The following is a 26,952-nucleotide window of genomic DNA, read 5'->3' as shown; positions in this document are numbered from 1 at the left end:
CCACAAGGAGACGCGCGCATGAGCACGCTGGACGAAGAGATGCCGGGCCCTGTCGCCGAGACCGGCCCCCGCCAGAGCCGGATGAAGGCCGTGCTCGGCGGTCACCTGCGCGATTACGGGATGCTGATCGCGCTGATCGCGATCATGCTGTTCTTCCAGGTGGTGACAGACGGCACGCTGCTGCGGGCGGTGAACATCACCAACCTGTTCCTGCAGAACAGCTACATCATCATCATGGCGCTGGGCATGCTGCTGGTCATCGTGGCCGGGCACATCGACCTCTCCGTCGGCTCCGTCGTCGGTTTCGTCGGCGCGCTGGCGGCGGTGATGATCGTGAACTGGGGCTGGCCGGTGATCCTGACGATCCCCGCCTGCCTTGTCGTGGGCACGCTGATCGGCGCGGCGCAGGGCTACTGGGTCGCCTACTGGCGGATCCCGTCCTTCATCGTGACGCTGGCGGGGATGCTGGTCTTCCGCGGCGCCGCGCTCTGGCTGCTCGAGGGGCAGTCGGTCGGGCCCTTCCCGCGCGACTTCCAGATCCTCTCCACCGGTTTCGTGCCGGACCTGCTGCCCTTCGTGAAGGACATCTTCGGGGTCGAGCGGCTGAACGGCCTCTGCATCGTCGCCGGGGCGGCCATGGCCGGGGCGCTGATCGTGCTGGGCATGCGCCGCCGCGCCGCCGCCCGCGCCTACGGCATGGACGAGGAACCGACCGTGCTGTTCTGGGGCCGCACGATCCTTGTTTCGGGCGCGATCATCTTCGTCGCCTGGAAGCTGGCGGCCTTCCGCGGTCTGCCGAACGTGTTGATCACAATGGGTGTGCTGGCGCTGATCTATGCCTTCGTCACCGAGCAGACGGTGACGGGGCGGCGCATCTACGCGGTGGGCGGCAACCTCAAGGCGGCCAAGCTCTCGGGGGTGAAGGCCGAGCGGCTGACCTTCCTGACCTTCGTCAACATGGGGATGCTGGCGGCCCTCGCCGGGCTGATCTTCGCCGCGCGGCTGAACACCGCGACGCCCAAGGCCGGCGTCAGCTTCGAGCTTGACGTGATCGCCGCGGTCTTCATCGGCGGCGCCTCGATGTCGGGCGGGGTCGGCAAGATCATCGGAGCCGTGGTCGGGGCCTTCATCATGGGGGTGATGAACAACGGCATGTCGATCCTCGGAATCGGCATCGACTACCAGCAGATGATCAAGGGGTTGGTGCTGCTCGCCGCCGTGATCTTCGACGTCTACAACAAGAACAAGTGAGGGAAGGGGGGCTTTCGCCCCCCTCCTGGCGCTGCGCGCCAGTTCACCCCCCGAGAGTATTTTTCGGAAACATGAAGAGGCGGCCTCAGGCGGTCTCGGCCTCGACCTCGGCCTGCAGGACGGCGATCTGCTCTTCGGGCGCACGCAGCACGCAGGTCGCGCAGACCTTGCCGGCATCGGCGGTGTAGAAGCGGCAGCAGCCGGCGCGCCGCAGGAAGGCGCGCGGCGCGGCGCCGGGGCAGGGCACGGTGACGAAGCCGGTGGGGCGCGTGCGATGGGCGAGGGGCGGCTCCGCCAGCATGGCGAGCGCCTCCTCCATCGCTTCTTCCTCTCGCTTCAGCGCGCGCCCGGCCCAGAGCGCGCCGCTGGCGATGTTGTCCGAGACGTTGCGCCAGGCGCCGGCCTCGCCCAGCCGCGTCTCCTGCGCCAGCGCCGCGATCAGCCCCTGCGCCGGCGCGAGGAGCGCGTCGCGGATTGCCGAGAGGCGCGCGCCATGGGCGACGGTGACGAAGGCGGCGGGCAGCTCCAGCGTCGCTGCATGCGCCTCGGTCCCGGCGGCAAAGCGCAGCGCGCCCGCCGGGGCGATGCCCTGCGCCAGATGCAGCCGCATCAGCGCGAGCGCGCCCCAGAAGACGCTGCGGCCCAGCAGGAAGCAGGCCTGTCCGCGCGCGTCGAGGCCAGGCGCGCCGGCCTCTGTGACCTTCAGCGCGCGGCGCAGGGCAGCGGGGTCGGTGAGGTCGGCGGCGCCCGGCTGTGCGAGCGGGAGGCCGGCGAGCTGCTCCTGCGGCAGGCTCGTCATGGCGTGGCCCGCGGCACGACGAGCGGCGTGCCCGTCTCGGGGTCGGGGATCACCCGCGCCTCGAGGCCGAAGGCCCGGCGCAGGATCTCGGGCGTGACGACCGCCTCGGGCGGGCCCTCGGCCAGCACGCGCCCCTCGGCCATCGCCACGAGATGGTCGGCGTAGCGCCCGGCGAGGCCGATGTCGTGCAGCACCATGACGATGGTGCGGCCCTTCTCGCGGTTGAGGCGGCGGATCAGGGCCAGCACCTCGATCTGGTGGCGCAGGTCGAGGTAGGTCGTCGGCTCGTCCAGCAGCAGAAGATCAGTCTCCTGCGCCAGCGCCATGGCGATCCAGACACGCTGGCGCTGGCCGCCCGAGAGCTCCTCGATGCGCTTGCCCGCCAGCGGCGCGGCCCCCGTGGCCTCGAGCGCCTCACTCACCGCCGCCTCGTCGGCACGCGACCATTGCCGCAGCATGCCCTGGTGCGGCGCCCTTCCGCGCGCGACGAGGTCGGCGACGGCGATCCCCTCGGGCGCCAGCGGCGTCTGCGGCAGCAGGCCGAGGCTGCGGGCGACGCTGCGTGTCGGCTGCTCGGCGATGGCGCGGCCGTCCAGCAGGACGGCGCCGCCGGCGGGCTTGAGAATGCGGGCGAGGGCGCGCAGCAGCGTGGACTTGCCGCAGGCATTGGGGCCGATGATCGCGGTGACCTGCCCGTCCGGGATCGCCAGCGAAAGCTCCTGCACGATGGTGCGGCCCTGGTAGGCAAGGCTCAGCGCCCGGGCTTCGAGGCGGGATGTCATAGCGCCCCCTTCCGGATCTGCGTCGCCAGCAGCCACAGCAGGTAGGGCGCGCCGAAGACGGCGGTGAAGATGCCTGCCGGCAGCTGGATCGGCGCCATCAGCAGGCGCCCGGCGAGATCGGCGGCCACCAGCAGGCAGGCGCCGGTCAGGGCCGCTGGCAGCAGCCCGGGCCCCGCGGTATCGGCGATCCGGCGCCCCAGCGGCCCGGCGACGAAGGCGACGAAGGCGACCGGCCCGGCCACGGCCACCCCCACGCCCGAGAGCAGGACCGACAGCAGCACGCCCGCCAGCCGCAGCGCGCCGCAGCGGGTGCCGAGGCTTGCCGCGGCCTCCTCTCCCAGCGCGAGGCGCGCGAGGCCCGGCCCGCAGGCCAGGGCGGCGGGACCGAGCAGCGCGAGGCCGAGCGCGGCGGTGCCGACATGGCCCCAGCCGCGCGCATTCAGCGACCCGGTCAGCCATTGCGTGGCGGCGGCGGCGGACATCAGGTCGCCGCGGGTCATCAGGAACTCTACCCCCGCATGCAGGGCGAAGCCGAGGCCGAGGCCGATCAGCACCAGCCGCCAGATGCGCAGGCCGTTCTGCCAGGCCAGCAGCCCGACCAGCAGCGCCGCCAGCAGGCCGCCGGTCAAGGAGGCCAGCAGCAGCGACGGCCCGGAGGCGCCGTAGAGCACGATGGCGACAACCGCGCCAAGGCCGGCCCCCTGAGTGAAGCCGATCACGTCGGGGCTGGCCAGCGGGTTGCGCGCGAGGCTCTGGATCAGCGCGCCCGAAAGGCCGAAGCAGGCCCCCGCGAAGACGCCCGTCAGGATGCGCGGCGCGCGCAACTGCTGCACGACGAAGTGCCCCTCGCCGCCCCAGAGCGCGGCCCAGACCTCGCCCGGGCTTAGCGGGTAATCCCCGAGGGCGAGGGAGGCGAGCGCCAGCACGGTGAGGGTCAGCGTCAGGCCGAGGCAGGCCAACGCCTCGCGCCGGGGCAGGCGCAGCGAGACCCCGCCGCGGCGCAGGACCAGATGACCCGGCGCGGCGCTCATGGCGCCAGCACCCGCATACGGCGGACGATCAGGATGAAGATCGGCGCGCCGATCAGCGCCGTCATGATGCCGACCTGCACCTCGCCCGGCGGCAGGATCACCCGGCCCAGAACATCCGCCGCCAGCAGTAGCGCCGGGCCGGCCAGCGCCGCGGCCAGCACGCAGGCGCGGGTGTCCGGCCCCATCGCGGCGCGCACCAGATGCGGCACCACCAGCCCGACGAAGCCGATCGGCCCTGCCGCCGCCACCGCCGCGCCGCACAGAAGCGTCACGGCGCCCAGCGTGCCGGCGCGCATCCAGCCCAGCCGCACGCCCAGCGCCACCGCGGCCTCGTCCCCAAGCGCGGCGGCGTTCAGCGCCGAGGCGGCCCAGAGCGCCAGCACAGCCCCCAGACCGAAGGCGGGCAGCAGCGGCGCGAGGGCAAGGCCCTGCGGGCCGGCGAGGCTGCCGACGACCCAGTAGCGGTAGGTGTCGAGGCTTTGCTGGTTGGTCAGCAGCACGGCGGTGATCAGCGACAGCAGAAGCGCGGTCAGCGCCGCGCCCGCCAGCGCCAGCCGCAGCGGTGTTGCCGCCCCGCGGCCCGCCGATCCAAGGGCATAGACCAGCGCCGCCACGGCGCCCGCGCCCGGAAAGGCGATCCATGCGAGGCGGGCGGGATCGGTGATCCCGAAGAGCCAGATCGCCAGCACCACGGCGAAGGAGGCGCCGGCATTGACGCCGAGCAGCCCCGGATCGGCCAGCGGGTTGCGCGTCACGGCCTGCATCAGCACCCCGGCCACGGCGAGGGCGGCGCCGACGGCAAGGCCGGTCAGCATCCGCGGCAGGCGCAAGGCCCGCACCACGGTGTGATCGGGATTGCCCGGATCGGGCGCCAGCAGGGCCTGCAGCACCTCGCCGGGCGGGACGGGGCGCGCGCCGACGGCAAGCGCCGCGAGGGCCGCCGCCAGAAGGGCCAGCGCCAGCAGGGCCAGCCAGCCCAGCCGCGCCCCGGCGGGGGTGCGGGTCGTGCCGCGCCGCCAGCCTATGCGCGCCGCGCCGGCCATCACAGCGCCGCTGAGCGGGCCGGGGTCATTGCGCCTCCGGCGCCAGCCCGGCCTCGGCAGAGCTGCTGACCGGCGTCGCCGGATCGCCGTCCGCCGCCGCCTCGATCAGCGGGACGAGGCGGTCCAGCGCGTAGGGCAGGCTCAGCAGCGAGGCATGGCTGAAGGCGCCCGAGAGCAGCGTGTCGGCGTAGATCTCGCGCCCCTCGACATGGGCGGTCAGCATGCGCCGCAGCGGCATCTCGCGCAGCGGGCCGGCGTCGTCGCTGTCGGCGAGCCAGATCAGCACGTCGGCGTCCAGCGGCGAGAGATCCTCGTTCGAGAGGCTGGCGTAGAAGGAACCGGCCGGGATCGCATCCTCGATCGCCTGCGGGGTGACGAAGCCGAGGCCCGAGAGGATCTGCGGGCGGATGTCGCCGGGGCCGTAGGCGCCGGGCGTTCCGTTCCAGTAGGTGCCGACGACAGCCGAGAGGCCCTGCCAGTCCGGATGATCCTCGGCCACCGCCGCGATGCGGTCGCGGATCGCCGTGACCTGCGCCTCGGCTTCTTCGAGGTGGCCGGTGGCGCGGCCGGCGATCAGCGCGCGGTCGTCCCAGGGGGTGCCGTAGTCGGACTGATCGGCGGCGGGCGGGATGGTCGGGGCGATCTGGCTGAGCAGGCCGTATTCGGCCTCGGTCATGCCGGACCAGGTGCCCAGGATCAGGTCCGGCTCCAGCGCGGCGATCTGCTCGATGTTGATGTCGCCGCGCAGGATCTCGGGGCCCTCCTCTCCGTAGAGGGCGGCTGCGGCCTCCTCGGCCCAGGGCCAGGCGGTCATCGGATAATCGCCGTACCAGTAGCGCACCGCGACCGGCGCGACATCCAGTGCCCAGAGGCTGTCCGCCCCGGCGTAGGAGAGGGAGACGACGCGCTCGGGCGCCTCGGGCACGGTGGTCTCGCCGAAGCGGTGCTGGAACTCCTGCGGGAACTCCTGCGCGGCGGCGGGGTCGGCCAGCGCGGCGAGGATCAGGGGGGCGTGCAGGCGCATGAGGTCTCTCCGGCGGATCGAAGCGGCGCGCCGCGCGCGGCGGCCGCCATGGTGTGCAGGCGATACCTGACGCTTTTGGTCGGGACGGTCAAGCGCCCGCCCCCGGTGGGGCAGGCGCAGGGGCAGGCTCAGAAGCTGCGGCGCAGCGAGAGGCTCGCGGCGCGTTCTTCGCCGTAGTAGCACCAGAAGCCGTCACAGCTGGCGACAAAGCTCTCGTCCGTGAGGTTCGTGACCGACAGATCGGCGCTCCAGCCGCCGGCAAAGTCGTAAGATACCCCGGCATCGTAGAGCGTGATCTCCGGCACCTCAGCGCTGTTGGTGTCGTCGTAGAACGACCGGCCGGTATGCCGCAGCCCGCCGGTCAGCGTCAGCCCCGGCATCTGCTCGGGCGTCCAGGACAGCGACAGGCCCGCAAGGGTCTCGGCGCGGCCGAACGGCACGTTGCCCTCGTTCGCGCCGCTCAGCAGCTCGAGGTCCATCTTTGTCACCTGGCCCTGCAGCGTCAGGCCGGGTGTCAGCTCCGCCGTCGCCTCAAGCTCGACCCCGCGAGAGCGAATGTCGGCGACCGCCTTGGTCGGGCCGTCGGGGCCGACGCGGCTGCGGTCGACATCCGTGCGTTCGATGTCGAAGGCGGCCAGCGTCACCAGCGTGCGCGTATCCAGCGACCACTTCACGCCCAGCTCGTACTGCCGCCCTTCTTCCGGGGCATTGTCGGTCAGCGGCGGATTGAAGAAGGTCCCGGCCACGGCATAGGGCGTGAAGGCCCCGATCTCGCGCGCCAGGGCGATCCGGCCGCTGAAGGCCTCGTCGCTGCGGTCGGTGTCGGCGCCCAGAGCATTGTCGATCTCGGTGGCGACGTGGTCGTAGCGGGCGTTGACGGTGGCGATCCAGCCGTTGCCCCAGCGGAGCTGGTCCTGCGCGTAGACGCCCAGCTGGGTCAGGCGCTTCTCATCATCGGTGGTCGGCGCGCCCCGGCCGGGTTGCGGGGCGCCGTAGACCGGGTCGGTGACCGAGATCGGCGTCGCGCCGGAATTATACTGCGTCTCGTCCAGCGCGTAGTGCAGCGCGTTGACCCCGACGAGCACCTGGTGCTCGGCCCCGCCGGAGACGACGGTCCGCTCTGCGGTCAGGTCGTTGCCGAAGCTGCGCACCGCGCTGTCGTGGTCGAAGCCGAGGCGGCTCAGGGTGCCGGTTTCGACGTCGGCGTAGCCGAGGCCGAGGATCTGGTCTTCCTCGATCTCGGCCCATCCCAGACGGACGGTGTCGGTGACCTGCCATCCGCCGATCTGCTGGCGCCAGATCCCCGTGAGCAGGAGCTGGTCGCGGCGATAGCTGTCCTCGCCCGGCTCGCCGGTGTTGAAGTCCCGGTCGATGCGGCCAAAGGGGGCCTCGCTGACGGTGCCGTCGTAGGGCAGCCAGTAGCCGCCGACGTGATCCTCGTCCATCGCGGTGTAGCTGGCGATCACCGTCAGATCCGCGCCGCTGTCGAAGCGGCGGGTGAAGGCCCCGGCGACGACCCCTTCGAGGCCGTCCTCGAACATGCCGTGCCCGTCGACGCGCTGCAGCTTGCCGGTGACGCGCAGGGCGGTATCGGCATCCAGCACGCGGGTCGCATCGGCCGTCGCCCAGACCCGCCCATGGGTATCGGCGCCGAAGCCCAGCGTGGCGCTGTCCGCGTCCCCGGCGCGCTTGCTGACGTAATTCAGCACGCCGCCGGGGTTCGAGGCACCGTAGAGCATCGAGGCCGGCCCGCGTAGAACCTCGATCCGCTCGACCAGCACCGGGTCGATATAGAAGGCGCCGAAGGCATTGCCGTAAAGCTGCAGCCCGTCCTGAAAGACGCCGGTCTGAGTCGCGTCGAAGCCGCGCAGATAGACCCAGTTCGTGTCGCTGTCGTAGCCGTAGAAGCCGCCCTGCGTACCGGCGGTGAAGTCCAGCGCCTCGTCGATCTTCGCCGCGTTTCGACGCTCGATCTCGTCGGCGCCGACGACGCTGACCGATTGCGGCACCTCGGTGATCGAGGTGGCCGTCTTCACGCCGGTCAGGGTGAAGGGGTTGGCGTCGCCATCGACTGGATCGGCACCGAGAACGGTGAAGACGATCGGATCGAGCGTGACCACCTCGCCCGTGTCCTGGGCCGCGGCCTGCAGTGCCAGACCCGCGGCGAGGCTGGTGGTCAGGGCGCTATGGCCCAGAAGGGCGGCGATACGGCGGGAACGGCGGGAGCGAAGCGGCATGGCGGGTCTTTCGGCAGGGTGGGGCCGGGGAAAATAGCCCCGGTCTGACCTGAGCGTTTTGGTCGGAATAGACCGGCGGGTCTTGAACGATCCTGTCGTGTCTTGACCGATCCGCCGGGAAAAGCGCCGCTCAGCCCGCGTGCATCCGCCGCCAGGCGGCGGGCGTGATCCCGGTGTCCTTGCGGAAAGCGCGCGTCATATGCGCCTGGTCGGCATGGCCGGTGGCGGCGGCGATCTGGTCCAGCCGGTCGGTGCCGCCGGCCAAAAGCCGCTTCGCCTCCTCGATCCGCAGGGCGCTGAGGTGGCGCGCCGGGCTGGTGCCGAAGCTGGCGCGGAAGGCATGGGCGAACCAGCTGGGCGAGAGGCCGGCCTCGCGCGCGAGATCGGCCACGCGCAGCCGCTCGCCCAAGCGGGCCTGCATCAAGGCCGTGACCCGCGCCTCCTGCGCCGGGGTCAACCCGCCGCTGCGCCCCGGCGGGGGCGGCGACAGCGGCAGCACCATCCCCAGCAGCGCCAGCGTCAGCGATTCCGCCACCAGCGGGTCATGCGCCGGCTGCGCCACCTCGGCGGCGATCAGCGCGGCCAGTGCCTCGGCGCCGGGATGCGCCTCGAGGAGAACGGGCCTGGCCAGGGCCGCCTCTGCCGAAGCGGCGCCGATCCGCGCGGCCAGACGCGCGGCGATCACCGGCGCCTCGAGGTGCAGGTCGAGATGGGCGAAGCCGCCGTCCCGCGCCACTCGCCCCTCCAGCGCCATGCCGGCGGGCACGAAGGCGATCCGGCGCGGCATCGAAGGGTCCGCCTCGGGCCCCAGTGCCAGCGGCGCCGGCCCGGCGCCGAGGAAGATCACCAGCCGCGGGTCGGGCGAGAGGTAGCTGCCGCCGCCGCCAAGCTGTCCCTCGGCCTGCCACAGATCGGCGACGGTGCCGCCCCAGGCGCGCCATTGCAGCGCGGCGACCGGGCGGATGCCGGTCGTGAAAGCGGTCATGTTCGGGCGGAACGCCATCGGCGGCCTCGTGCGGCGGATCATCGGGGCAGGGGGCTGGCGCGCGGGTGGCGAACGCTCTGGCTGAGGGTTCCTTGCCCGCGCCCGCAGGGCTGTCAAGCGCGGCGCCGCCTATGGGCCTTGCCCTGCGGCCCCTGCGCGCCATCCTGAGGGCCGGCAAGCGGCGGAGGTGCGGCATGAGCGACGAGACGAAGCTGACGCGCACGAAACGCGCCTGGACCGCGCAGGGGCGCTTCCTGACCGGGGCCGGGGAGGCCCGCCCCGAGGACCAGCGCCTGCCGCCGGGCCAGCACCTCGTGACCGACTGGCCGGTGCTCGACCTCGGCACTCACCCCGCGCTGCCGCTGAAGAGCTTCCGCCTCGACGTCAACGGCTTTGCCGAGGCGCCCCTCTCGCTCGATTGGGAGGCGATCCAGGCGCTGCCGCAGGCCCGCGCGCGCAGCGACATCCACTGCGTGACCAGCTGGTCGCGCTACGACAACGACTGGCGCGGGGTGCGGGTGCGTGACCTGCTGGAGCGGGCGCGGCCGATGCAGATCGCCAGCCACGTCCTGCTGCACGGCGCGGACGGCTATACCACCAACCTCCCGCTGGACGATTTCGCGTCGGAGGGGGCGATGCTGGCGACGCATTGGAACGGCGAGCCGCTGAGCCGCGCCCATGGCGGCCCGCTGCGCGCCGTGATCCCGCATCTCTACTTCTGGAAAAGCGCCAAGTGGCTGACCCGGATCGAGCTGATCGGCACCGACCGCGCCGGCTTCTGGGAGCGGAACGGCTACCACATGTACGGCGATCCCTGGCGCGAGCAGCGCTACGGCTAGGGCTGGACGTATGCCAGTGCCGCCTTAGCTGCTGCCCCAAGGGGGACGACCATGACGAGTTATCTTGAGATTTACACCCTTGCCACCGGCGAGCGACAAGTGGTGCTCGAGACCGAGGACCATATCGAGGCGCCGAATTTCACCCGCGACGGCGCGGCGCTGATCGTGAACGGTGGCGGGCGGCTCTACCGCGTCACATGGGATGCCGAGGTGCCGGCGCTCTCGCCGATCGACACCGGCTTTGCCACGGCGCTGAACAACGACCACGGCCTCTCGCCCGATGGGCGCACGCTCGCGATCTCGCACAAGACCGATGGCGAGAGCTGCATCTATACCCTCCCGCTCGAGGGGGGGACGCCCGTACGCGTGACCGAGAAGACGCCGTCCTACTGGCACGGCTGGTCGCCCGATGGCGCGCAGATCGCCTATACCGCCAAGCGGGAGGGCAGCTTCTCGATCCACGTCAGCGCGGTCGACGGCAGCGGCGAGACGCGGCTGACCGGCGAGGAGGGCCATGACGACGGGCCGGACTACACCCGCGACGGGGCGTGGATCTGGTTCAACTCCGACCGCTCCGGCGCGGCCCAGCTTTGGCGGGTGCGCCCCGACGGGACGGATCTGCAGCAGATGACCCGCGAGAGCAGCGTGAACTGGTTTCCGCATCCCTCGCCGACCGAGGATCATGTCCTTTACCTCGCCTACCCCGAGGGGACGACGGGCCATCCGCCGGGCAAGGATGTCGCGCTGAAGCTGCTGGATCCCGAAAGCGGCGAGAGCCGCGAGCTTGTCCGCCTCTACGGCGGGCAGGGAACGATCAACGTGCCGTGCTGGCACCCGGACGGCCGGCGCTTCGCCTTCGTCCGCTACGCATAAAGGGAGAGACACCATGGACTATACACGACTGGGCAAGACCGGGCTGGAAGTCAGCCGCCTCTGCATGGGCACCATGTCCTTCGGCACGCCGGACGACGAACGCCCCTGGGTGCTGGGCCTCGACGATGCCCGCCCGATGTTCCGCGCCGCCTGGGACGGCGGCATCAACTTCTTCGACACCGCCAATGTCTATGCCAAGGGCACGGCAGAAGAGGTGACCGGCGCCTGCCTCTGGGATCTGGCCCCGCGCGAGGAGATCGTGCTGGCGACCAAGGTTTTCGGCCGGATGCGTCCAGGGCCGAACGGGCAGGGCCTCAGCCGGGCCGCGATCCTGTCGGAAATCGACAATTCTCTGCGCCGCCTCGGCACGGATTACGTGGACCTCTACCAGATCCACCGCCACGATCCCTTCACGCCCTACGAAGAGACGATGGACGCGCTGGACGAGGTCGTCCGCTCGGGCAAGGCGCGCTACATCGGCGCCTCCTCGATGCATGCCTGGCAGTTCCAGAAGTACCAGCAGGCGGCGAAGGACAACGGGCTGACGCAGTTCGTCTCGATGCAGGACGAGATCAGCCTCGTCTACCGCGAGGAAGAGCGCGAGATGCTGCCGCTGTGCCGCGAAGACGGCATCGGCGTGCTGCCCTGGTCGCCGCTGGGCGGCGGCATGCTGGCCCGCCCCTGGGGCGAGAAGACGGATCGCTCGACGACCGACCGCCACAACAAGTCGATGTATGACGATGCTGCCCCCGGCGTGCAGGAGATCGTGAAGGCCGTCTCGGACCTCGCGCAGGCGCGCGGCGTCTCGATGGCGGAGATCGCCATGGCCTGGGTGCTGCACAAGGAGGGCGTGACCTCGCCGATCCTCGGCGTCTCGAAGCTGAGCCATGTCGAGACCGGCCTCAAGGCCGCCGAACTGACGCTCTCGGAGGACGAGATCGCCGCGCTCGAGGCGCCCTACGTGCCGCAAAAGACGCGGGGCTTCGCCTGATGGCAGAGCGCATGATCGGACCGATCCCGCAGATCGGCTTCGGCACATGGCAGCGCGAGGGGCAGGAGGCCTATGCCTGCACCCTCGCCGCGCTCGAGGCCGGCTACAGGCACATCGACACCGCCGAGGGCTATGGCAACGAGGAAGAGGTGGGGCAGGCGATCAAGGACAGCGGCGTGCCGCGCGCCGAGATCTTCGTGACCACGAAGGTCGCGCCCGAAAGCTTCGGCCCCGGGCAGATCCGCCCCCATGCCGAGGCTTCGCTGCGCAAGCTGGGCCTCGACAAGGTCGACCTGCTCCTGCTGCACTGGCCCTCGATCCACGACGAATACCCGATGGAGGATTACGTCGGCCAGTTCGCCGCAGTCTATGACGCCGGTCTGACGCATCATATCGGCGTGTCGAACTTCACCATCCGGCATCTCGACCGCGCGCTGGAGCTTCTGGGCGATCGTCCCATCGCGACCAATCAGTGCGAGATCCATCCGCTGATGCAGAACCGGCCCATCGTCGATCACTGCCGGGCCAAGGGCATTCCGATGACCGCCTATTGCCCGCTCGCGCGCGGCAAGGTCCTCGGCAACCCGGTGCTGAAGGAGATCGGCAGGGCCCATGGCGCCGATGAGGCGCAGGTCAGCCTCGCCTTCCTGATGGCCGAGGGGCATGTCGTGATCCCCTCCTCCAGCAAGCCGGAGCGTATCGCCACGAACCTCGCGGCGCGCGACATCGTGCTGACGGAAGGCGAGGTCGCGCGGATCCGCGGCATCGACGCCGAGCAGCGCCAGGTCGACGGCGACTGGGCCCCTGACTGGGACAAGTGACGCCCCGCGGCTGACCCCCGCCGCCGCCCGGTCCGCCCTTCGGCGCCGGGCGGCGGTCCCCCTGCGGCAGGCGCGGGCCATGCAGGCAGGTGTGAGCCCATAAGCGGACCCGCATTGTTTCGAGACGAAGCCCTTGCAGCCGGGCGGCGACAGCAGGAGGCTGCGCCGCGCTGCCGCCAGCGCGCAAGACCCAGGAGTATCCAGATGACCCACCCCGCCATTCGCCCCGATCACGTCGCTGTCGTCACCGGCGGCGCAAGCGGCATCGGCCTTGCCGCCGCGCAGGCGCTGGGCCGCGCCGGCATGCGCGTGGTGATCGCCGACCGGGACGACGCTGCGCTTGGCGCCGGGGCCGAGGCGCTGCTGGCAGAGGGCGTGACGGTGCAGGCTGTCCTCACCGACGTCTCGAAGGAGGACGAGGTGCAGGCCCTCGCGGACGAAGCCGCGGCCCTCGGCCCGGTCTCCGTGCTGATGAACAATGCCGGGCGGCAGGGCGGGGAGGGGCTTGGCGCCCCGGCCGCTGCCTGGCGCGAGACAATCGCCACCAACCTCTTCGGCCCGCTCTACGGCATCCAGGCCTTCCTGCCCGAGATGCGCGCCGCCGATCACCCCTGCGCCATCATCAACACCGGCTCCAAGCAGGGGATCACCCTGCCGCCGGGCGATACCGCCTACAACACCAGCAAGGCCGGGCTGAAGGCGCTGACCGAAAGCCTTGCCCATGACCTGCTGGACACGGATGGGCGCATCACTGCGCACCTCCTGATCCCCGGCTTCACCTTCACCGGCCTCACCCGCGCCGCCGGACAGGCAGAGAAGCCCGAGGCCGCCTGGACCCCCGAAGAGGTCGTGGCGTTCATGATGCAGGCGCTGGACCGGCAGGACTTCTACATCCTCTGCCCCGACAACGACGTCAGCCGCGAGACGGATGTGAAGCGGATGACCTGGGCGCTGGGCGATATTACCGAGAACCGCCCGGCGCTCTCGCGCTGGCACCCGGACCACGCCGAGGCCTTCAAGGCCTTCATGGCGCGCGGCTGACTTCCCCCGCCGCGCGGCGTACCTATATTCCTTGCCGGATCAACCGGCGAGGATGGCCATGGGATACGTTAAGACTGCGATGCTGATGGCGGGGATGACGGCCCTCTTCATGGGGCTGGGCTATCTCCTGGGCGGCAGCGGCGGGATGCTGATCGCACTGGCCCTCGCGGCGGCGATGAACCTCTTTTCCTGGTGGAACTCGGACAAGATGGTGCTGCGCATGCACAATGCGCGGCCCCTCGCGCCGAGTGATGCCTCCGGCCTGCCGCGCATGGTCGAACGGCTGGCCCGCAAAGCCGGCCTGCCGATGCCGGCGGTCTACCTGATCGAGACGGAGCAGCCCAATGCCTTCGCCACCGGGCGCGGCCCGCAAAATGCTGCCGTCGCGGTGACGCGCGGGCTCCTGCGCAGCCTGAGCGAGGAGGAGGTCGCGGGCGTCGTCGCGCATGAGCTGGCGCATATCCGCAACCGCGACACGCTGATCATGACGATCACCGCCACCTTCGCCGGCGCGATCTCCATGCTGGCGAACTTCGCGCTGTTCTTCGGCGGGCGGCGCGAGGGCGGGCCGGGCCTGATCGGCAGCCTGGCGCTGATGATCGTCGCGCCCCTCGCGGCGGCGCTGGTTCAGATGGCGATCAGCCGCACCCGCGAATATGCCGCCGACAAGGCGGGGGCCGAGATCTGCGGCCAGCCCCTCGCGCTCGCCTCGGCGCTGCAGCGCATCCAGGGCCTCGCCACGCGCATCGACAACCCGGCGGCCGAGCGCAGCCCGGCCACCGCGCATATGTTCATCATCAACCCGCTGAACGGGCAGCGCGCCGACAAGCTCTTCTCGACCCACCCAAATACCGAGAATCGCGTCGCCGCGCTGCGCGCCCTCGCCGCCGAGGGCGGCCACAGACCCGCACCGCCGCAGCCCGCCACCAGCCGCATCCCGCGCAGCGGAAAAAGGCCCCAAACCCAAAGGTCGCGCCCCGGCCCCTGGAGCTGAGGCGCGCCGCCCCCCTTCATGTTGCTCAAAAATACTCAAATCCCCGCGCTGACCGCCAGCGCAGCTTAAGGGCCTCGAGGTCCCCTTCAGCCCGCCCGCTTGTCCGCCGCCCGCGCCTCGTTCCAGAGCGCGTCCATCTCCTGCAGGTCCGACTCCTCGGGACGCCGCCCGCTCCGCGCCAGCCCTGCCTCGATGGCGGCGAAGCGGCGGGTGAACTTGGCATTGGCGCCGCGCAGTGCCGCCTCGGGGTCGATCCCGAGGTGCCGGGCGAGGTTGGCCATGGTGAAGAGAAGATCGCCCATCTCCTCCTCGACTTCGGCCTGGCTCAATGTCTCGCGCGCCTCGACCAGCTCCGCCGCCTCCTCGCGCAGCTTGTCGAGGACCTGCGTGGTCTCGGGCCAGTCGAAGCCGACGCGGGCGGCGCGCTTTTGCAGCTTGGCCGCGCGCAGCAGCGCCGGCAGTCCAAGGGCCACGCCGTCGAGGGTGCCGCCCTCGGCCCGGCCGGCCCGCTCGGCGGCCTTGATCGCCTCCCAGGCCTGGACCTGCTCGCCGGGGGTGCGATTGCCGTCCTCATCCCCGAAGACATGCGGGTGCCGGGCGACCATCTTGTCGGCCACGCTGCGCGCGACATCCGCCAGGTCGAACATCCCCGCCTCGGAGGCCATCTGCGCGTGGAAGACCGCCTGCAGCAGCAAATCCCCCAGCTCGCCCGGCAGTTCGTCCCAGGCCTGCCGCTCGATCGCATCGGCGACCTCGTAGGCCTCTTCGATGGTGTAGGGCGCGATGGAGGCGAAGTCCTGCGCGACGTCCCAGGCGCAGCCCGTCTCGGGGTCGCGCAGGCGGCGCATGATCTCGGCCAGGCGGGCGATCTGCTCGGGCGCGCCGCCGGTACTGTCGTGGATTTCGGTCATGAAGGCCCCCCGTTGCTGCCGCCCGAGGCGGAGCATAGCTGCGCGGCCAAGTCCAGTGCAGGGGCGGAACAGGGGCCGCCGCCATCTGTTTCTAGGTGCAGGAAGTGGAGACGACCATGATCAAAACGCTCGCCGTCGGCGCCCTGGCCGGCTGCCTCGGGACTGCCGCCTGGATCCGCCTCGCGCCCTCGGACCCCGCGGTCTGGCACGAGGCCGCGATGCCCGAAACGGCCCCCCGCCCGCCGCGCGAGGGGGGCTGGCTCGTGCGGCCCGAGGGGGGCAATGCCGCGGCCCCGGTCTATGCCGGCACGCCGCACGACCTGCTGGCGCGTTTCGACAGGGTCGTGGTCGAGGATCCCGCGACGCAGCGCCTTTTCGGCAGCGTGGACGAGAACCGCGTCACCTACGTCAGCCGCAGCAGGCTGATGGGCTTCCCCGATTACACGACCGTTCAGGCGCTGCCCGCGCCGGGCGGCGCGACGCTGGCGATCTGGGCCCGCAACCGCTTCGGCGCCAGCGACATGGGCGTGAACCGCGGACGGGTTGAGCGCTGGCTCGCCGCGCTCGGCCTGGGACGCGGCGCGGCGCCCGTGCAGCCTTGACCCGCGCGCGGGGATCGACCAGATCCGCGCAATGATTGCCCAGGACAAGCTTGACCAGATTGCCGGCCGCTTCGAGTTTCTCGAAGCGAAGATGGCCACCGGCGCCGGCGCCGATTACGCCGCCCTCTCGCGCGAATACAGCGAGTTGCGGCCCGTGGTGGAGACGGCGCGGGCCCATGCCCGCCTCAGCACCGAGATCGCCGAGGCCGAGGCCATGCTCGCCGAACCCGACATGCGCGCCCTCGCCGAGGACGAGCTGCCGCAGCTGCGCCGCCGCCTGGAGGAGGCCGAGGCCGCGCTGCGGCTGGCCCTCCTGCCCAAGGATGCCGCCGACGCCCGCCCCGCGATGATCGAGATCCGCCCCGGCACGGGGGGCGACGAGGCCGCGCTCTTCGCCGCCGATCTCATGCGCATGTACCAGCGCTACGCCGAGGCGCGCGGCTACCGCTGGGAGGTGATCGAGGAGCAGGCGACCGAGCTTGGCGGCCTCAAGGAGGCCGTGATCCGCGTCAACGGCGACGGCGTCTTCGCCCGGCTGAAGTACGAAAGCGGCGTGCACCGTGTCCAGCGCGTGCCCGAAACCGAAAGCGGCGGGCGCATCCATACCTCCGCCGCCACCGTCGCCGTGCTGCCCGAGGCCGAGGCCGTCGATATCGAGATCGCGCCGGGCGACATCCGCATCGACACCATGCGCGCCAGCGGCGCTGGCGGGCAGCACGTGAACACCACCGATTCGGCCGTGCGGATCACCCATATCCCCAGCGGGATCGTCGTCACCTCGAGCCAGAAGTCGCAGCACCGCAACCGCGAGCTGGCGATGGAGGTGCTGCGCTCGCGTCTCTTCGATCTCGAGCGCAGCCGCGTCGATGGCGAACGCTCGGCCGACCGGCGGGCGCAGGTTGGCAGCGGCGACAGGTCGGAACGCATCCGCACCTACAACTTCCCGCAGGGGCGGCTGACCGATCACCGCATCAACCTCACGCTCTACCGGCTGGATGCCGTGCTGGCCGGCGATCTCGACGAGATCATCGACGCGCTGACCGCCGAGGCGCAGGCCGCGCTTCTGGCCGAGGTCGAGGCATGAGCCTGCCCTCCGGCCCCGTCACCGGGGCCGCGGCGCTGGTGCGGGCCGTGGCGCGGCTGACCGAGGCGGGTGTGCCCGGTGCGCCGGGCGACGGGCGCCGCCTGCTGGCCCATGCGCTGGGCATCCCGCCCGGACGGCTGATGCTGGTCCTGCCGGAGCCACTGGACGCGGAGCGCCTCGCCGCCTTCGAGGGGCTGGTCGACCGCCGCTGCGCGCGCGAGCCCATCTCGCATCTGACCGGACGCCGGGCCTTCTACGGCCGCGACTTCCGCGTCACCGCCGATACGCTCGATCCGCGCCCCGAGACCGAGGCGCTGGTCGAGGCGGCGCTTTCGGCGCCCTTCTCGAGCCTGCTCGACCTCGGGACAGGAACGGGATGCATCCTGCTGACCCTGCTGGCCGAGACGCCGGGCGCCAGCGGCATCGGCATCGACCTCTCGGCGGCCGCCTGCGCCGTGGCCGAGGCCAATGCCGAGGCGCTGGGCCTGACGGATCGCGCGACGATCCTGCAGGGCGACTGGGCCGAGGGCGTCACGGGGGGCTTCGACCTGATCACCTCGAACCCGCCCTATATCGCGCTGGGCGAGATGGCCGGCCTCTCGCCCGAGGTGCGCGACTGGGAGCCGCGCGGGGCGCTGACCGACGGCGGCGACGGGCTGGGCGCCTACCGCGCGATCCTCGCGCAGGCGCCGCGGCTGATGGCGCCCGGCGGCAGGCTGCTGCTGGAGCTTGGGCTGGGGCAGGGGCCTGACGTGCTGGCGCTGGGCGCGGCGGCCGGTCTTGCGGGCGGGCGGCTGCTGCCCGACTTGGACGGACGCGACCGCGTGGCGGCCTTCGCGGCCCCTTTGACCCGGCGCTAGGGCGGTTTCACGCCCGTTCGGGCGGTGCTTTTCGAGAAAGCGCTTGAAAACGGCGCCGCCGCGTGCTTACTCCTAGCCACCGGGCAGGGAGACCGGCGGCGCTGCCGCTGTCCATTCCCGCGGCCCGAGACGCCGCCAGACCATTTTCGGGACCCAGACTCGCAGCGGCGGTGCCGCGCAGGGGCAACCCAGCATCTGGCGAAAGCGCAACGCCGAGCAGGCCTCAACGAAGAAATTCCATGAGATCATCGAAGTCACGGTCGCGGGGCAACAAGAACCGCAACAACCGTCCCTCGGGCGGCAATATCGTCAACCGGGTGTTCGACAGCTCGGGCCCGGACGGCAAGGTTCGCGGGACGCCCCAGCAGATCATCGAGAAATACACCCAGATGCACCGCGACGCGACGCTCGCCGGTGACCGGGTGAATGCCGAGAACCACGCCCAGCACGCGGAGCATTACCTGCGCATGCTGGCCGAGGCCAACCGCGAGGTCGAGCAGCGCCGCGAAGAGGCGGAGCAGCAGAATCGCGAGCGGCAGGCAGAGCGCGACCGCGAGCGGCCGCAGCGCCAGAAGGACGGTCAGTCCGACGGCGACGACGGCCAGAACAGCGGTCGTCAGGACCGGCAGCGGGATCACGGCCGCGACGACGGCCAAGCCGCCGATCATCGCGCTTCCGGTCAAGACCGGGGCCAGGATCGCGGTCAGCAGGACCGGGGCCAGCAGGATCGCGGGCAGGGCGGCTCCGACGACCGCGACGCCGCTCCGCGCGGCGAGGGTGCCGCCTCCGAGGCCTCGCAGCCCGAGGGCGAGCCTGCGCCCAAGCCGCGCCGCCGGACCCGCACGCCCCGCGCCGCCGCCCCGCAGGGGGAGCAAGGCGAAAGCGGCGAGGCTGATCAGAGCGGCCTCGTCGAGACCCCGGAAAGCCGCGCCGAGGGCGAAAAGCCCAAGCGCCCGCGCAAGCCCCGCGCCCCGCGCAAGGCCGCGGGCGAGGAAGGCGGCGCCTCCAAGGGCGACACGCCTCAGGAAGCGGCAGAGTAACCCCGCCCGGCGCCACCCTTCGGGGTGGCGCCAGGGCACGGCAGCCTCACGCCTCTTCGGTCTTCGATGATCCCGGCATCTGGCCGTCCCTCCCAAGGGGGCGGCCATTGTCTTGTGCGGCAGGCGGTGTCAGCCCAGGCTGCGCGCCAGGGCGCAGAAGCGCTCCAGGTCGATCTCCTCGGCCCGCGCGGTCGGCGGGATCCCGGCGGCCAGTAGCCGGTCCTCGATATCCGGGCCGAGGCCCTTCAGCGCCGCGCGCAGCATCTTGCGCCGCTGGTTGAAGGCCATGGCGACCACCCGCTCGAGCACCTTGGGATCGGCGGGGTAGCGCGGCTCGGGCAGGGCGGTGAAATGCACCACGGCCGAGCTGATCTTGGGCGGCGGGGTAAAGGCCTCTGGCGGCAGGCTCATGACGATGCGCGCCTCGGTGCGCCACTGCGCCAGCAGCGCGAGGCGCCCATAGGCCTTGCTGCCGGGCCGCGCCACGATGCGCTCCGCCACCTCGCGCTGGAACATCAGCGTCAGCGTGCTCCAGCGCGGCGGCCAGACCTGCGGCGTCAGCCAGCGCACCAGAAGCTCCGTGCCGACGTTGTAGGGCAGGTTGGCGACGATGCGGATCGGCGGCTCGAGGCGCGCGAGCATGTCGCCCGCCAGCGCATCGCCCTGCACGACCTCCAGCCGGCCGGGATAGGCCTGCGCGATCTCCTCGAGCGCGGGCAGGCAGCGCGGGTCCTTCTCGACCGCCAGCACCCGGCGCGCGCCCTCGGCCAGCAGCCCGCGCGTCAGCCCGCCGGGGCCGGGCCCCACCTCGAGCACATCGTGCCCCTCCAGCGCACCGGCAGAGCGGGCGATCTTCGCCGTCAGGTTCAAGTCCAGCAGGAAGTTCTGCCCCAGCGCCTTGCGCGCCGACAGCCCATGAGTGCCGATCACCGCGCGCAGCGGCGGCAGCCCGTCGATCGTTGCCATCAGGCCCGTCCTTCCGCGATGGCGCCCGGACCCGCAGGGGCCGGCCGGGCGAGGGGGGCTCGATGCCCCCCGAGACCGGGCTCCCGCCGGATCATCCCCGCGCCTCGGCCATCGTCGCGGCCAGCCGCAGCGCCGCGATCATCGAGGTCGCATCCGCGCGGCCCGTGCCCGCGATGTCATAGGCGGTCCCGTGGTCGGGCGAGGTGCGCACGAAGGGCAGCCCCAGCGTCACGTTGACCCCGCCGGCGAAATCCACCGTCTTGATCGGCACCAGCGCCTGGTCGTGGTACATGCAGACCGCCACGTCGTAGCGGGCGCGGGCGGCGGGGTGGAACATCGTGTCCGCCGGCAGCGGCCCGGTCAGGGTCAGCCCCTCGGCGCGGAGACGCTCCAGCACCGGGGTGATGACAAGGGTCTCCTCATGGCCCATCTGCCCCTCTTCGCCGGCGTGGGGGTTCAGGCCCGAGACGGCGATGCGGGGGGCGGGCAGGCCAAAATCGCGCATCAGGGCGGCATGGGTGATGCGCAGCGTCTCTTCCAGCAGCTCCGGCGTCAGCGTGCCCGGCACCTCGGAAAGCGGGATATGGATGGTGACCGGCACCACGCGCAGGCCCTCGCCGGCCAGCATCATCACCACCCGCTCCACCCCCGCCAGCGCGGCGAGGTACTCGGTATGGCCCGGAAAGCCGAAGCCCGCCCCGGCCTTCAGCGCCGCCTTATTGATCGGCGCGGTGCATAGCCCGGCGACCTCGCCCGCCTGCGCCAGCGCGGCGCCCTCGCGGATCGCGTCGATCACCTTGGGGGCATGGGCCGGGTCGGCATGGCCGGGGCGGCGCGGCGTGCCGAAGTCGCGGGCCAGCACCGGCAGCGCCTCGGGCGTGACGGCGGCGGCCTCGCCGGGGCCTTCGACGGCGCGCCAGGGCGTGCCCTCGGGCAGATGCGCCGGATCGCCGATCCAGAGCAGCGGCATCTCCTGCCGCAGCGCCGCCCAGGCGGAGACCGCGATCTCGGGGCCGATGCCGGCGGGTTCGCCGCAGCTGATGACGACGGGCTTCATTCGCCGGTGATGATCGCCTGGGCCCGAAGCTCGGCCAGCAGGATCTCGTCGTAACGCTGAAGCTGCGCGCCGCGCAGCAGGCTGTCGAGCTCCTGCGCGTCGCCGCTGGCGACGGCTGCGGGGCGGCGGGCACAGAGCATCAGGAAGGTCAGGCCGCCATCGGCGCGGGGCAGCAGCGTGTATTCGTTCCCGTCGAGCGGCGCCATGGCGGCGGCATAGCCGTCCGGCAGGGCGGCGGGGGCGACGGCTTCACGGACCAGCCGCTCGGGCGGCAGGCCCTGCGCCACGCCGTAAAGATCGTCGCAGACATCGACGCGGCCGGCGACGGCGCCTGCGGCCTCCTGCGCGGCCTCGAGCGGGCCGGGGATGGCGAAGGCGGCATAGTCGATCTCGACGATCGCGGGCGAGGAATCGACTTCGCGCTGGCCGCGCAGCTGGAACAGGGCGATGCCGTTGGGGATCTGGATCGGCTGCGTCACCTGGCCCGGCGACAGCTCGAGGATCTGCTCGACGATGGGGGCGGGGTAGTTCGCCACCGGCACCCAGCCCAGCCGCCCGCCGTCCTCGCGGCTCGGCAGGGCCGAGACCTGGCGCGCGGCCTCCGAGAATTCATCGGCGCTGGTGATCGCCGCGATCTGCTGCGAGACCTCGCGTGCCCGCACCCGGATCTCGGGCGGCATCTGCGGCGGCGTGGCGATGATGATCTCGCTCAGCAGAAGCTCGGTCGACTGGCCGGGATCGGGACGCATCGCCTGTCGCAGGATGTCTTCTTCGCTCGCGCTGGTCTGCGGGCCGAAGCGGGCGCGGATGTAATCGCGCCAGGCCAGGTTGATCGAGACGTAGTCGCGAAAGGCCTCGGGCGCGATGCCGTCCTGCGACAGCTGCGCGCGGAATTGCTCCAGCGTCAGGTTGGCGCGGCCGGCGAATTCCTCCTGCGCCTCGCGCAGGCCCGCCTCGTCGAGGGTCAGGCCCTGCCGCTCGAGCTCGGCGCCCTTCAGCCGCTCCTCGACCAGCTGCTGGCGCGCGACCTCGCGCAGGTCGCCGGGCGTGTTGAAGGCCTGCAGCAGGCGGACGCGCTGGTCGATCTCCCAGTAGGTGATCGCCGCGCCATCGACGGTGATGGCCGGGGAAAAGGCGCTCTGGGCGCTGGCCGCGGCAGGCGCCATGGCCGCCAGGGCGAGGGCCGCCACCGCGCCGCGGAATCGGGAAGTGCTAAGGGTCTTCAACGCCTGCCTCGTCTCGCTCTGAACTGTTGCCGTCAGTAGCATTGTGCTGCCGTGGGCGCCGCCTCGCGCCCGGCGGAGAACCCGCTGAGCGTGACCGATAGGCCGAGATCCGTGGACGGCGCGATATCCCTGTTCGAGGTGTAGCGACGCGTCGCGGAAAGGTCCACCGTGGCGCAATCGGTGCGCCAGGTCACGCCCAGACCGGCGCGGCTGGCGCGGTCGGCGGCGATGTCGTAGCGCGTCTCGGCGGCGAGGCTCCAGCGCTCGGTCAGGCGCCAGTCGGCCTCGACGTTCCATTCCGAGACGGTCTCGTCCCGGCTTTCGGCGGGATCGCGGGTCAGCCAGACATAGGCGGCGGCCAGGCCGACGCGGCTGCCGTCCCAATCGACACGCGCCTCCGCCCGGCTCAGGTCGAAGGCGCTGTCGAAGGTGCTGCGTCCGGTCAGGGCGAAGCCGTCCTGCAGCAGGATCTGCCCCGCCAGCAGCCAGTCCGAGCTGCGCCCCCCCAGCCCGGAAGTCGCCGAGAAGCCGGGCTGCGCGCGGTCGCGCAGGATGCGGCCCAGCGTCGTGGTGGTGGACCATCCGGCGGGGGACATGTGGGTCCAGGATCCGCCCAGCGTCAGGCGCAGGCCCTCTTCCGTCAGATCCTCGCCCGGCAGCCGGTCGAGAAGGCCGAGGTTCGCCTCGTCGAATTCCACCAGGCGGCTGTCCTCGTTCGGCGGGGTCTGGCCGAGGTGGTCCGACCAGCCCAGCTGCACCAAGGGCTCGATCACATCGGCGCCGCCGGCTGCCGTCGCGCGCCGAAGCGGCCAGCGCAGCGTCGCGGTGCCGTCCCCGCGCAGCCGGGCCAGCCGGTCCGGGAAGGCCGGATCGTCCGTCACGCCATAGGCGTCGAGGCCGGCGCGTAGGGCAGTTTCGGCCAGAAGGCCGGGCCCCAGCACCCAATCGCGGCGCCAGTCGGCGCTTCCGCCGGCGCGGGCGACATCGCGGGCCGCCTCGCCGCGGCCCGCTTCCGTGCGCCACAGCGCATCGCCCGAAAGCTGCAGCCGCAGCCGCCCGCCGCCAAGGGCCTGCACGCTTTCCCAGCGGCTCTGCGCCAGCACGGGGGGCAGGCTGCCCGTCGCCTCGTCCTCGCGCAGGGTCTGGAAGAAGCTGACCTGCGCCAGCGCCAGGCGGTCGGCCTGGACGCGCGACAGGCGCAGGCGCGAATCCAGCCGGTCGGCCTCGGATATGCCGTAGTCCGACAGGTAGGCGTTGTCCGAGGCCAGCTCGAGGTCGAAGCCCAGCCGCCAGCCGTCGCCCAGGGCTAAAAGCCCCTCGCCAAGAAGGTAGCCGCGCGGCCCTTCCTGCAGGTCGTCCTCGCTGGCCGCGCCGGTCAGGCGCAGCCAGCCGCCCGCCCAAGACTGGCGGTACCGCAGGCCCAGGCTGTCGGCATGGCGCGCGAGCCAGGGCGTCAGTGTCAGGTCACGCCGCTCGCCGAGGCGGATGTAATAGGGCAGGCGCAGCCCGAACCCCAGTTGGCTGGAGCTGCGGACTTCGGGCACCAGAAGCCCGGTGGCGCGCGAGAGCGTCGGGTCCGGCAGGCGCAGGCGCGGCAGCCAGAGAAGCGGCAGGCCGGCCACGCGCAGGCTGGCATCATCGAAATAAAGCTGCTGCGCCTCTTCGTCGTGAACGATCTGATCCGCGCGGATTTCCCACAGGGGCGGGCCGCCGTCGCAGACGCGGCAGGCGGTGGCGCGGGCGCGGGTCAGGGCGGTCAGCCGCCCGTCGACCCTGTCGATCCGGCTCGCGGCAAGCTGAAGCTGCCGGTCCAGCACCAGCCGCGCGCCGCGCAGCAGCCCGTTCTGAAGCTGCGGGTCGAGCTGCGCCTGATCGGCGGTGAAGATGTCGCCGCGCGGCGTGCGGATCAGGATCGGGCCCTCGACGGTCAGCCGCCCCGCGCCGCCATTGGCCTCGCGGTCGAAGGTCAGGCGCTGCGCGGTCAGCCGGGTGCCGTCATAGACTGCCTCGACGCTGCCCGTCGCGGTCAGCAGGCTGCCGCCGGTCACGCTGAGGCTGTCGGCGGCGAGGGTCGCGGTCATCTGCGCGGCGGCGGGCAGGGCGCCCAGGAGCGGCAGGCCGAGGGCGGCGCAGAGGGCCAGCAGGCGGCGGCGCATCAGCCATCCTCCAGGTGTAGAAGCAGGCCCAAGGCCAGCAGGATCGCGACGAGGGGCGGCGTCCAGGCCGCCAGCGGGGCGGCGACCTGTCCGGTCTCGCCCAGCACCCGCGCGAGGTTGCGCAGGAAATAGAGGGCAAAGCCCAGCAACACGGCGGTCAGCACCATGACGCCGGTGCGCTGGCCCCTCTGGTGGCGCAGGGTGAAGGCGGCGGCGATCATCACCATCGCGATCAGGAGCGCCGGAAGCGCGAGCTCCATCTGCAGGTGCACCGCGTGGCGCTGCGCGGTGAAACCGGCGGCGCGCAGCTGCGCGATGAAGGCCGGAAGCTCCCAGACCGGGACCGCTGAGGGATCGCCGAAGCTGTCGCGGATCCCCTCGGGCGTCAGCTCCGAAGGCAGCATCATCTCGGGCGCGCTTCGGGCCTCGGCCTCGGGGTTGGCCACGGTCAGTGGCCAGCTCTTGGCCCCCGTCAGGCGCCAGTGACCGGGCTCGAGCCGGGCCTCCTCGGCCTCGATCCGCCGCTCCGGCGCGCCCGCCTCGCCGTAGACGAGGAAGCTGGCGCCGGTCAGGCGCGTGCCGTCGAGGTTGCTGCCGCCCGCGTGGATCACGACCTGCCCCTCGGGGCCGCCCTGCCGCAGCCAGAGCCCGCCTTCGGAGAGGGCGAGGGTGCTGGCCCGGCCCGCGACATCGTCGGCGCGGCGCTCGTATTCGCGCCCCGTCGCGGCGACGATGGGATTGAAGGCGGCCAGCACCACTGCGCCGATCAGCCCGGTCACCACGATGGGCGCGACCAGCACCCGCAGCGCCGAGCGTCCCGCCGCCCGGGCCACCACCAGCTCGGAGGAGCGGGCGAGGCCGAGAAAGAGCGTGATCGCCGAGAGGATCACGATCAGCGGCAGCACGCCGTAGATCTCGCCCGGCACATGCAACAACGCCAGCGGCATGATCTGCCGCAGCCCGGCGCCGTCATCGCCGAAGCGGCGCGCGGCCTCGAGCATCTCGATCAGGGTCATCAGGCCGAAGAAGACGGCGAAGAGAGCGAGGAAGGTGAAGAGGAAGCGCCGCGCGACGTAAAGCTGCAGGATCATGCCGCCGTGCCTTTCAGGGCCAGCCGGGGGCGCCGCCGGCGCCCGGCCCAGGCCAGCTGGGCGGTGGCGATGACGAGGCCCGTCGCCGCCGGCAGGTAGACCAGCGCCCAGCGCGCGGGATCGGCGCGCACGGCGCCGGCGACCGTGGATTCCAGCCCCTTGACCAGCGCGATCAGCAGCAGCGCGGCGATGATCTGGCGCCAGATGCCGAAGCGGCTGAAGCCCCCCGTCATCAGCGTCGAGAAGCCGAGGATCGCGGTGACCAGCGCCAGCGCCGCCTCGGCGAAGCGCTCGTGCCCCTCGAGCACGAGCTGCCCCTTGTCGCGCCCGGTCTCTGCCAGGATCGCGGCACTGGGAAAGAGCAGATCGCGCGTCGCCAGCTCGCGCGGGCGGCGCTCGTGCGTGCTGGCGGTGGGCAGCAGCGGGCCGAGGTCGTAGGCGAGCTCCTCGAAGGCGGTGACCGAGAGGCGGCCCGTCCCGGAGGACAGCCGCTGCGCCGCGCCGTCCAGCATCACCAGCTGCGGGCCCGCCTCGGTCCGCACGAGGTAGGCGCGCCCGGCGGTATAGGTCATCGTCTCTCGCGCGCTCCGGGCATCCGAGATCAGCAGGCCCAGCAGCTCTCCCTCCGGGGTCACGTCGCGGATATAGAGCGTCACCCCCTCGGCCGGGGTGACGAAGCGCCCCTCCTGCAGGAGGGAGGCGGTCGCGGTCTCTGCGATCTGGCCCTGGCGCAGGGCCAGGCGATGCGCCGCCGCCGGGGCGAGGATATTGGTCAGTATCATGACCATGGCGGTGACGATCAGCCCGAATGCGATGACCGGCCGGGCCAGCCGCATCGGCGAGGCGCCGCAGGCGCGCATCACCGTCAGCTCTGAGTCGGAGGTGAGGCGGTTGGTGACGTAAAGACTGGCGGCGAAGGCGGCGATCGGCAGCACGATGCGGATAAGCACCGGCAGCGCCAGCAGCGTGAACTCGAGAAAGACCAGCGCCGTCTGCCCGTTCGAGATCAGGTCGTCGAACAGCACCACGGCGCGGTTGATCCAGTAGATCAGCACCAGCACCAGCGCGAAGAAGCCGAACAGCATCATCAGCTGCGACAGCATGTATCTGTCGAATCGCGCCAAGCGGGGGGCCTTTCGGAGATGACGGGCGGGGTCGCGCGAGACCCTAGCCGATGGGCGCGGGCGGGGGAAGGCGGCCCCTGCTGACGCCTTCGGCATCCGGGGGCCAGCCCCCGGACCCCCGGGA

At 71.9% G+C, this 26,952-nt stretch carries 25 protein-coding genes; 11 read left to right on the top strand and 14 right to left on the bottom strand.

All coding sequences use genetic code 11. The annotated features are described in order from the left end of the window. Nucleotides 1–81 precede the first annotated feature (81 nt). A complete protein-coding gene (mmsB, locus tag DFP88_RS12355; RefSeq protein ID WP_245904821.1) occupies nt 82–1,251 on the top strand; it encodes a multiple monosaccharide ABC transporter permease in 1,170 nt (389 codons plus the stop codon). A gap of 85 nt (nt 1,252–1,336) precedes the next feature. Here mmsB and DFP88_RS12350 read toward each other — a convergent pair whose 3' ends face one another. The 7 genes from DFP88_RS12350 to DFP88_RS12320 form a co-directional block, all read right to left on the bottom strand. Next, nucleotides 1,337–2,050: a (2Fe-2S)-binding protein gene (locus DFP88_RS12350; RefSeq protein WP_110814995.1), complete on the bottom strand. Its 714-nt coding sequence runs from the start codon at nt 2,048–2,050 to the stop codon at nt 1,337–1,339. Next, complete coding sequence (locus DFP88_RS12345) at nt 2,047–2,832, bottom strand: ABC transporter ATP-binding protein (protein WP_110814994.1); 786 nt, start codon at nt 2,830–2,832, stop codon at nt 2,047–2,049. The genes DFP88_RS12350 and DFP88_RS12345 overlap by 4 nt, the downstream gene beginning before the upstream one ends. Then, complete coding sequence (locus DFP88_RS12340) at nt 2,829–3,863, bottom strand: FecCD family ABC transporter permease (RefSeq protein WP_110814992.1); 1,035 nt, start codon at nt 3,861–3,863, stop codon at nt 2,829–2,831. Before DFP88_RS12340 ends, DFP88_RS12345 begins: the two co-directional genes overlap by 4 nt. Further along, on the bottom strand, nt 3,860–4,906 hold the full coding sequence (locus tag DFP88_RS12335) for a FecCD family ABC transporter permease (protein WP_110814990.1): 1,047 nt from the start codon (nt 4,904–4,906) through the stop codon (nt 3,860–3,862). The genes DFP88_RS12340 and DFP88_RS12335 overlap by 4 nt, the downstream gene beginning before the upstream one ends. A 25-nt stretch (nt 4,907–4,931) precedes the next feature. Further along, a complete protein-coding gene (locus DFP88_RS12330) occupies nt 4,932–5,930 on the bottom strand; it encodes an ABC transporter substrate-binding protein (RefSeq protein WP_110814988.1) in 999 nt (332 codons plus the stop codon). A gap of 128 nt (nt 5,931–6,058) precedes the next feature. Further along, nucleotides 6,059–8,167 carry a TonB-dependent siderophore receptor gene (locus DFP88_RS12325; protein ID WP_110814986.1) on the bottom strand — a complete coding sequence of 703 codons (2,109 nt, stop codon included), beginning with the start codon at nt 8,165–8,167 and terminating at the stop codon, nt 6,059–6,061. 130 nt (nt 8,168–8,297) lie between these two features. Then, entirely contained in the window at nt 8,298–9,152 is an 855-nt protein-coding gene (locus tag DFP88_RS12320) for an AraC family transcriptional regulator (RefSeq protein ID WP_146227498.1), read from the bottom strand. A 194-nt stretch (nt 9,153–9,346) separates the two neighbouring features. Here DFP88_RS12320 and DFP88_RS12315 point away from each other — a divergent pair, with 194 nt between their 5' ends. The 6 genes from DFP88_RS12315 to htpX all read left to right on the top strand — a co-directional run bounded on the left by DFP88_RS12315 (nt 9,347) and on the right by htpX (nt 14,711). Further along, a complete protein-coding gene (locus tag DFP88_RS12315) occupies nt 9,347–9,991 on the top strand; it encodes a sulfite oxidase-like oxidoreductase (RefSeq protein WP_110814982.1) in 645 nt (214 codons plus the stop codon). Between the two features lie 51 nt (nt 9,992–10,042). Further along, nucleotides 10,043–10,864 (top strand): TolB family protein, encoded by an 822-nt coding sequence (locus DFP88_RS12310; protein ID WP_110814980.1) that lies wholly within the window; start codon nt 10,043–10,045, stop codon nt 10,862–10,864. Nucleotides 10,865–10,877: 13 nt separating this feature from the next. Further along, nucleotides 10,878–11,855, top strand: a complete 978-nt coding sequence (locus DFP88_RS12305) for an aldo/keto reductase (protein ID WP_110814978.1) — start codon at nt 10,878–10,880, stop codon at nt 11,853–11,855. Continuing rightward, nucleotides 11,855–12,676 carry an aldo/keto reductase gene (locus DFP88_RS12300; RefSeq protein ID WP_220032332.1) on the top strand — a complete coding sequence of 274 codons (822 nt, stop codon included), beginning with the start codon at nt 11,855–11,857 and terminating at the stop codon, nt 12,674–12,676. The genes DFP88_RS12305 and DFP88_RS12300 overlap by 1 nt, the downstream gene beginning before the upstream one ends. Nucleotides 12,677–12,880: 204 nt before the next feature. Then, complete coding sequence (locus DFP88_RS12295) at nt 12,881–13,717, top strand: SDR family NAD(P)-dependent oxidoreductase (RefSeq protein WP_110814976.1); 837 nt, start codon at nt 12,881–12,883, stop codon at nt 13,715–13,717. 58 nt (nt 13,718–13,775) lie between these two features. Next, nucleotides 13,776–14,711, top strand: a complete 936-nt coding sequence (htpX, locus tag DFP88_RS12290; RefSeq protein ID WP_110814974.1) for a zinc metalloprotease HtpX — start codon at nt 13,776–13,778, stop codon at nt 14,709–14,711. A gap of 86 nt (nt 14,712–14,797) precedes the next feature. Here htpX and mazG read toward each other — a convergent pair whose 3' ends face one another. After that, the gene (gene mazG, locus DFP88_RS12285; protein WP_110814972.1) at nt 14,798–15,622 is read right to left on the bottom strand and encodes a nucleoside triphosphate pyrophosphohydrolase; all 825 of its coding nucleotides are present in this window, start codon (nt 15,620–15,622) and stop codon (nt 14,798–14,800) included. 116 nt (nt 15,623–15,738) lie between these two features. Here mazG and DFP88_RS12280 point away from each other — a divergent pair, with 116 nt between their 5' ends. The 4 genes from DFP88_RS12280 to DFP88_RS12265 all read left to right on the top strand — a co-directional run bounded on the left by DFP88_RS12280 (nt 15,739) and on the right by DFP88_RS12265 (nt 19,208). Continuing rightward, a complete protein-coding gene (locus tag DFP88_RS12280; RefSeq protein ID WP_110814970.1) occupies nt 15,739–16,224 on the top strand; it encodes a DUF1499 domain-containing protein in 486 nt (161 codons plus the stop codon). Between the two features lie 31 nt (nt 16,225–16,255). Continuing rightward, complete coding sequence (gene prfA, locus DFP88_RS12275; RefSeq protein WP_110814968.1) at nt 16,256–17,308, top strand: peptide chain release factor 1; 1,053 nt, start codon at nt 16,256–16,258, stop codon at nt 17,306–17,308. After that, nucleotides 17,305–18,168 carry a peptide chain release factor N(5)-glutamine methyltransferase gene (gene prmC, locus DFP88_RS12270; RefSeq protein WP_110814966.1) on the top strand — a complete coding sequence of 288 codons (864 nt, stop codon included), beginning with the start codon at nt 17,305–17,307 and terminating at the stop codon, nt 18,166–18,168. Before prfA ends, prmC begins: the two co-directional genes overlap by 4 nt. A 239-nt stretch (nt 18,169–18,407) precedes the next feature. Next, nucleotides 18,408–19,208, top strand: coding sequence for a DUF4167 domain-containing protein (locus DFP88_RS12265; RefSeq protein ID WP_181418635.1), 801 nt, complete (start codon nt 18,408–18,410; stop codon nt 19,206–19,208). 129 nt (nt 19,209–19,337) lie between these two features. Here DFP88_RS12265 and rsmA read toward each other — a convergent pair whose 3' ends face one another. The 6 genes from rsmA to lptF form a co-directional block, all read right to left on the bottom strand. After that, nucleotides 19,338–20,174, bottom strand: coding sequence for a 16S rRNA (adenine(1518)-N(6)/adenine(1519)-N(6))-dimethyltransferase RsmA (gene rsmA, locus DFP88_RS12260; protein ID WP_110814964.1), 837 nt, complete (start codon nt 20,172–20,174; stop codon nt 19,338–19,340). Between the two features lie 91 nt (nt 20,175–20,265). Then, a complete protein-coding gene (gene pdxA / locus DFP88_RS12255) occupies nt 20,266–21,231 on the bottom strand; it encodes a 4-hydroxythreonine-4-phosphate dehydrogenase PdxA (RefSeq protein ID WP_110814962.1) in 966 nt (321 codons plus the stop codon). Continuing rightward, the gene (locus DFP88_RS12250; RefSeq protein ID WP_245904808.1) at nt 21,228–22,421 is read right to left on the bottom strand and encodes a peptidylprolyl isomerase; all 1,194 of its coding nucleotides are present in this window, start codon (nt 22,419–22,421) and stop codon (nt 21,228–21,230) included. The genes pdxA and DFP88_RS12250 overlap by 4 nt, the downstream gene beginning before the upstream one ends. A gap of 68 nt (nt 22,422–22,489) precedes the next feature. Continuing rightward, a complete protein-coding gene (locus DFP88_RS12245; RefSeq protein WP_110814958.1) occupies nt 22,490–24,613 on the bottom strand; it encodes an LPS-assembly protein LptD in 2,124 nt (707 codons plus the stop codon). After that, nucleotides 24,613–25,704: an LPS export ABC transporter permease LptG gene (gene lptG, locus DFP88_RS12240; protein WP_110814956.1), complete on the bottom strand. Its 1,092-nt coding sequence runs from the start codon at nt 25,702–25,704 to the stop codon at nt 24,613–24,615. Before lptG ends, DFP88_RS12245 begins: the two co-directional genes overlap by 1 nt. After that, a complete protein-coding gene (lptF, locus tag DFP88_RS12235) occupies nt 25,701–26,828 on the bottom strand; it encodes an LPS export ABC transporter permease LptF (RefSeq protein ID WP_245904807.1) in 1,128 nt (375 codons plus the stop codon). The genes lptG and lptF overlap by 4 nt, the downstream gene beginning before the upstream one ends. Nucleotides 26,829–26,952 lie beyond the last annotated feature (124 nt).

This window comes from Pseudoroseicyclus aestuarii, from assembly GCF_003217255.1.
Lineage (GTDB): Bacteria > Pseudomonadota > Alphaproteobacteria > Rhodobacterales > Rhodobacteraceae > Pseudoroseicyclus > Pseudoroseicyclus aestuarii.
The sequence above is the reverse complement of the archived record's forward strand: the minus strand, read 5'-3'. Positions and strand labels throughout refer to the sequence as shown.

Bases quoted from the DNA above. Each gene is read 5' to 3' on its own strand.
- mmsB (WP_245904821.1), top strand. From the start codon at position 82: ATGAAGGCCGTGCTCGGCGGTCACCTGCGCGATTACGGGATGCTGATC.
- DFP88_RS12350 (WP_110814995.1), bottom strand. From the start codon at position 2,050: ATGACGAGCCTGCCGCAGGAGCAGCTCGCCGGCCTCCCGCTCGCACAG.
- DFP88_RS12345 (WP_110814994.1), bottom strand. From the start codon at position 2,832: ATGACATCCCGCCTCGAAGCCCGGGCGCTGAGCCTTGCCTACCAGGGC.
- DFP88_RS12340 (WP_110814992.1), bottom strand. From the start codon at position 3,863: ATGAGCGCCGCGCCGGGTCATCTGGTCCTGCGCCGCGGCGGGGTCTCG.
- DFP88_RS12335 (WP_110814990.1), bottom strand. From the start codon at position 4,906: ATGGCCGGCGCGGCGCGCATAGGCTGGCGGCGCGGCACGACCCGCACC.
- DFP88_RS12330 (WP_110814988.1), bottom strand. From the start codon at position 5,930: ATGCGCCTGCACGCCCCCCTGATCCTCGCCGCGCTGGCCGACCCCGCC.
- DFP88_RS12325 (WP_110814986.1), bottom strand. From the start codon at position 8,167: ATGCCGCTTCGCTCCCGCCGTTCCCGCCGTATCGCCGCCCTTCTGGGC.
- DFP88_RS12320 (WP_146227498.1), bottom strand. From the start codon at position 9,152: ATGACCGCTTTCACGACCGGCATCCGCCCGGTCGCCGCGCTGCAATGG.
- DFP88_RS12315 (WP_110814982.1), top strand. From the start codon at position 9,347: ATGAGCGACGAGACGAAGCTGACGCGCACGAAACGCGCCTGGACCGCG.
- DFP88_RS12310 (WP_110814980.1), top strand. From the start codon at position 10,043: ATGACGAGTTATCTTGAGATTTACACCCTTGCCACCGGCGAGCGACAA.
- DFP88_RS12305 (WP_110814978.1), top strand. From the start codon at position 10,878: ATGGACTATACACGACTGGGCAAGACCGGGCTGGAAGTCAGCCGCCTC.
- DFP88_RS12300 (WP_220032332.1), top strand. From the start codon at position 11,855: ATGGCAGAGCGCATGATCGGACCGATCCCGCAGATCGGCTTCGGCACA.
- DFP88_RS12295 (WP_110814976.1), top strand. From the start codon at position 12,881: ATGACCCACCCCGCCATTCGCCCCGATCACGTCGCTGTCGTCACCGGC.
- htpX (WP_110814974.1), top strand. From the start codon at position 13,776: ATGGGATACGTTAAGACTGCGATGCTGATGGCGGGGATGACGGCCCTC.
- mazG (WP_110814972.1), bottom strand. From the start codon at position 15,622: ATGACCGAAATCCACGACAGTACCGGCGGCGCGCCCGAGCAGATCGCC.
- DFP88_RS12280 (WP_110814970.1), top strand. From the start codon at position 15,739: ATGATCAAAACGCTCGCCGTCGGCGCCCTGGCCGGCTGCCTCGGGACT.
- prfA (WP_110814968.1), top strand. From the start codon at position 16,256: ATGATTGCCCAGGACAAGCTTGACCAGATTGCCGGCCGCTTCGAGTTT.
- prmC (WP_110814966.1), top strand. From the start codon at position 17,305: ATGAGCCTGCCCTCCGGCCCCGTCACCGGGGCCGCGGCGCTGGTGCGG.
- DFP88_RS12265 (WP_181418635.1), top strand. From the start codon at position 18,408: ATGAGATCATCGAAGTCACGGTCGCGGGGCAACAAGAACCGCAACAAC.
- rsmA (WP_110814964.1), bottom strand. From the start codon at position 20,174: ATGGCAACGATCGACGGGCTGCCGCCGCTGCGCGCGGTGATCGGCACT.
- pdxA (WP_110814962.1), bottom strand. From the start codon at position 21,231: ATGAAGCCCGTCGTCATCAGCTGCGGCGAACCCGCCGGCATCGGCCCC.
- DFP88_RS12245 (WP_110814958.1), bottom strand. From the start codon at position 24,613: ATGCGCCGCCGCCTGCTGGCCCTCTGCGCCGCCCTCGGCCTGCCGCTC.
- lptG (WP_110814956.1), bottom strand. From the start codon at position 25,704: ATGATCCTGCAGCTTTACGTCGCGCGGCGCTTCCTCTTCACCTTCCTC.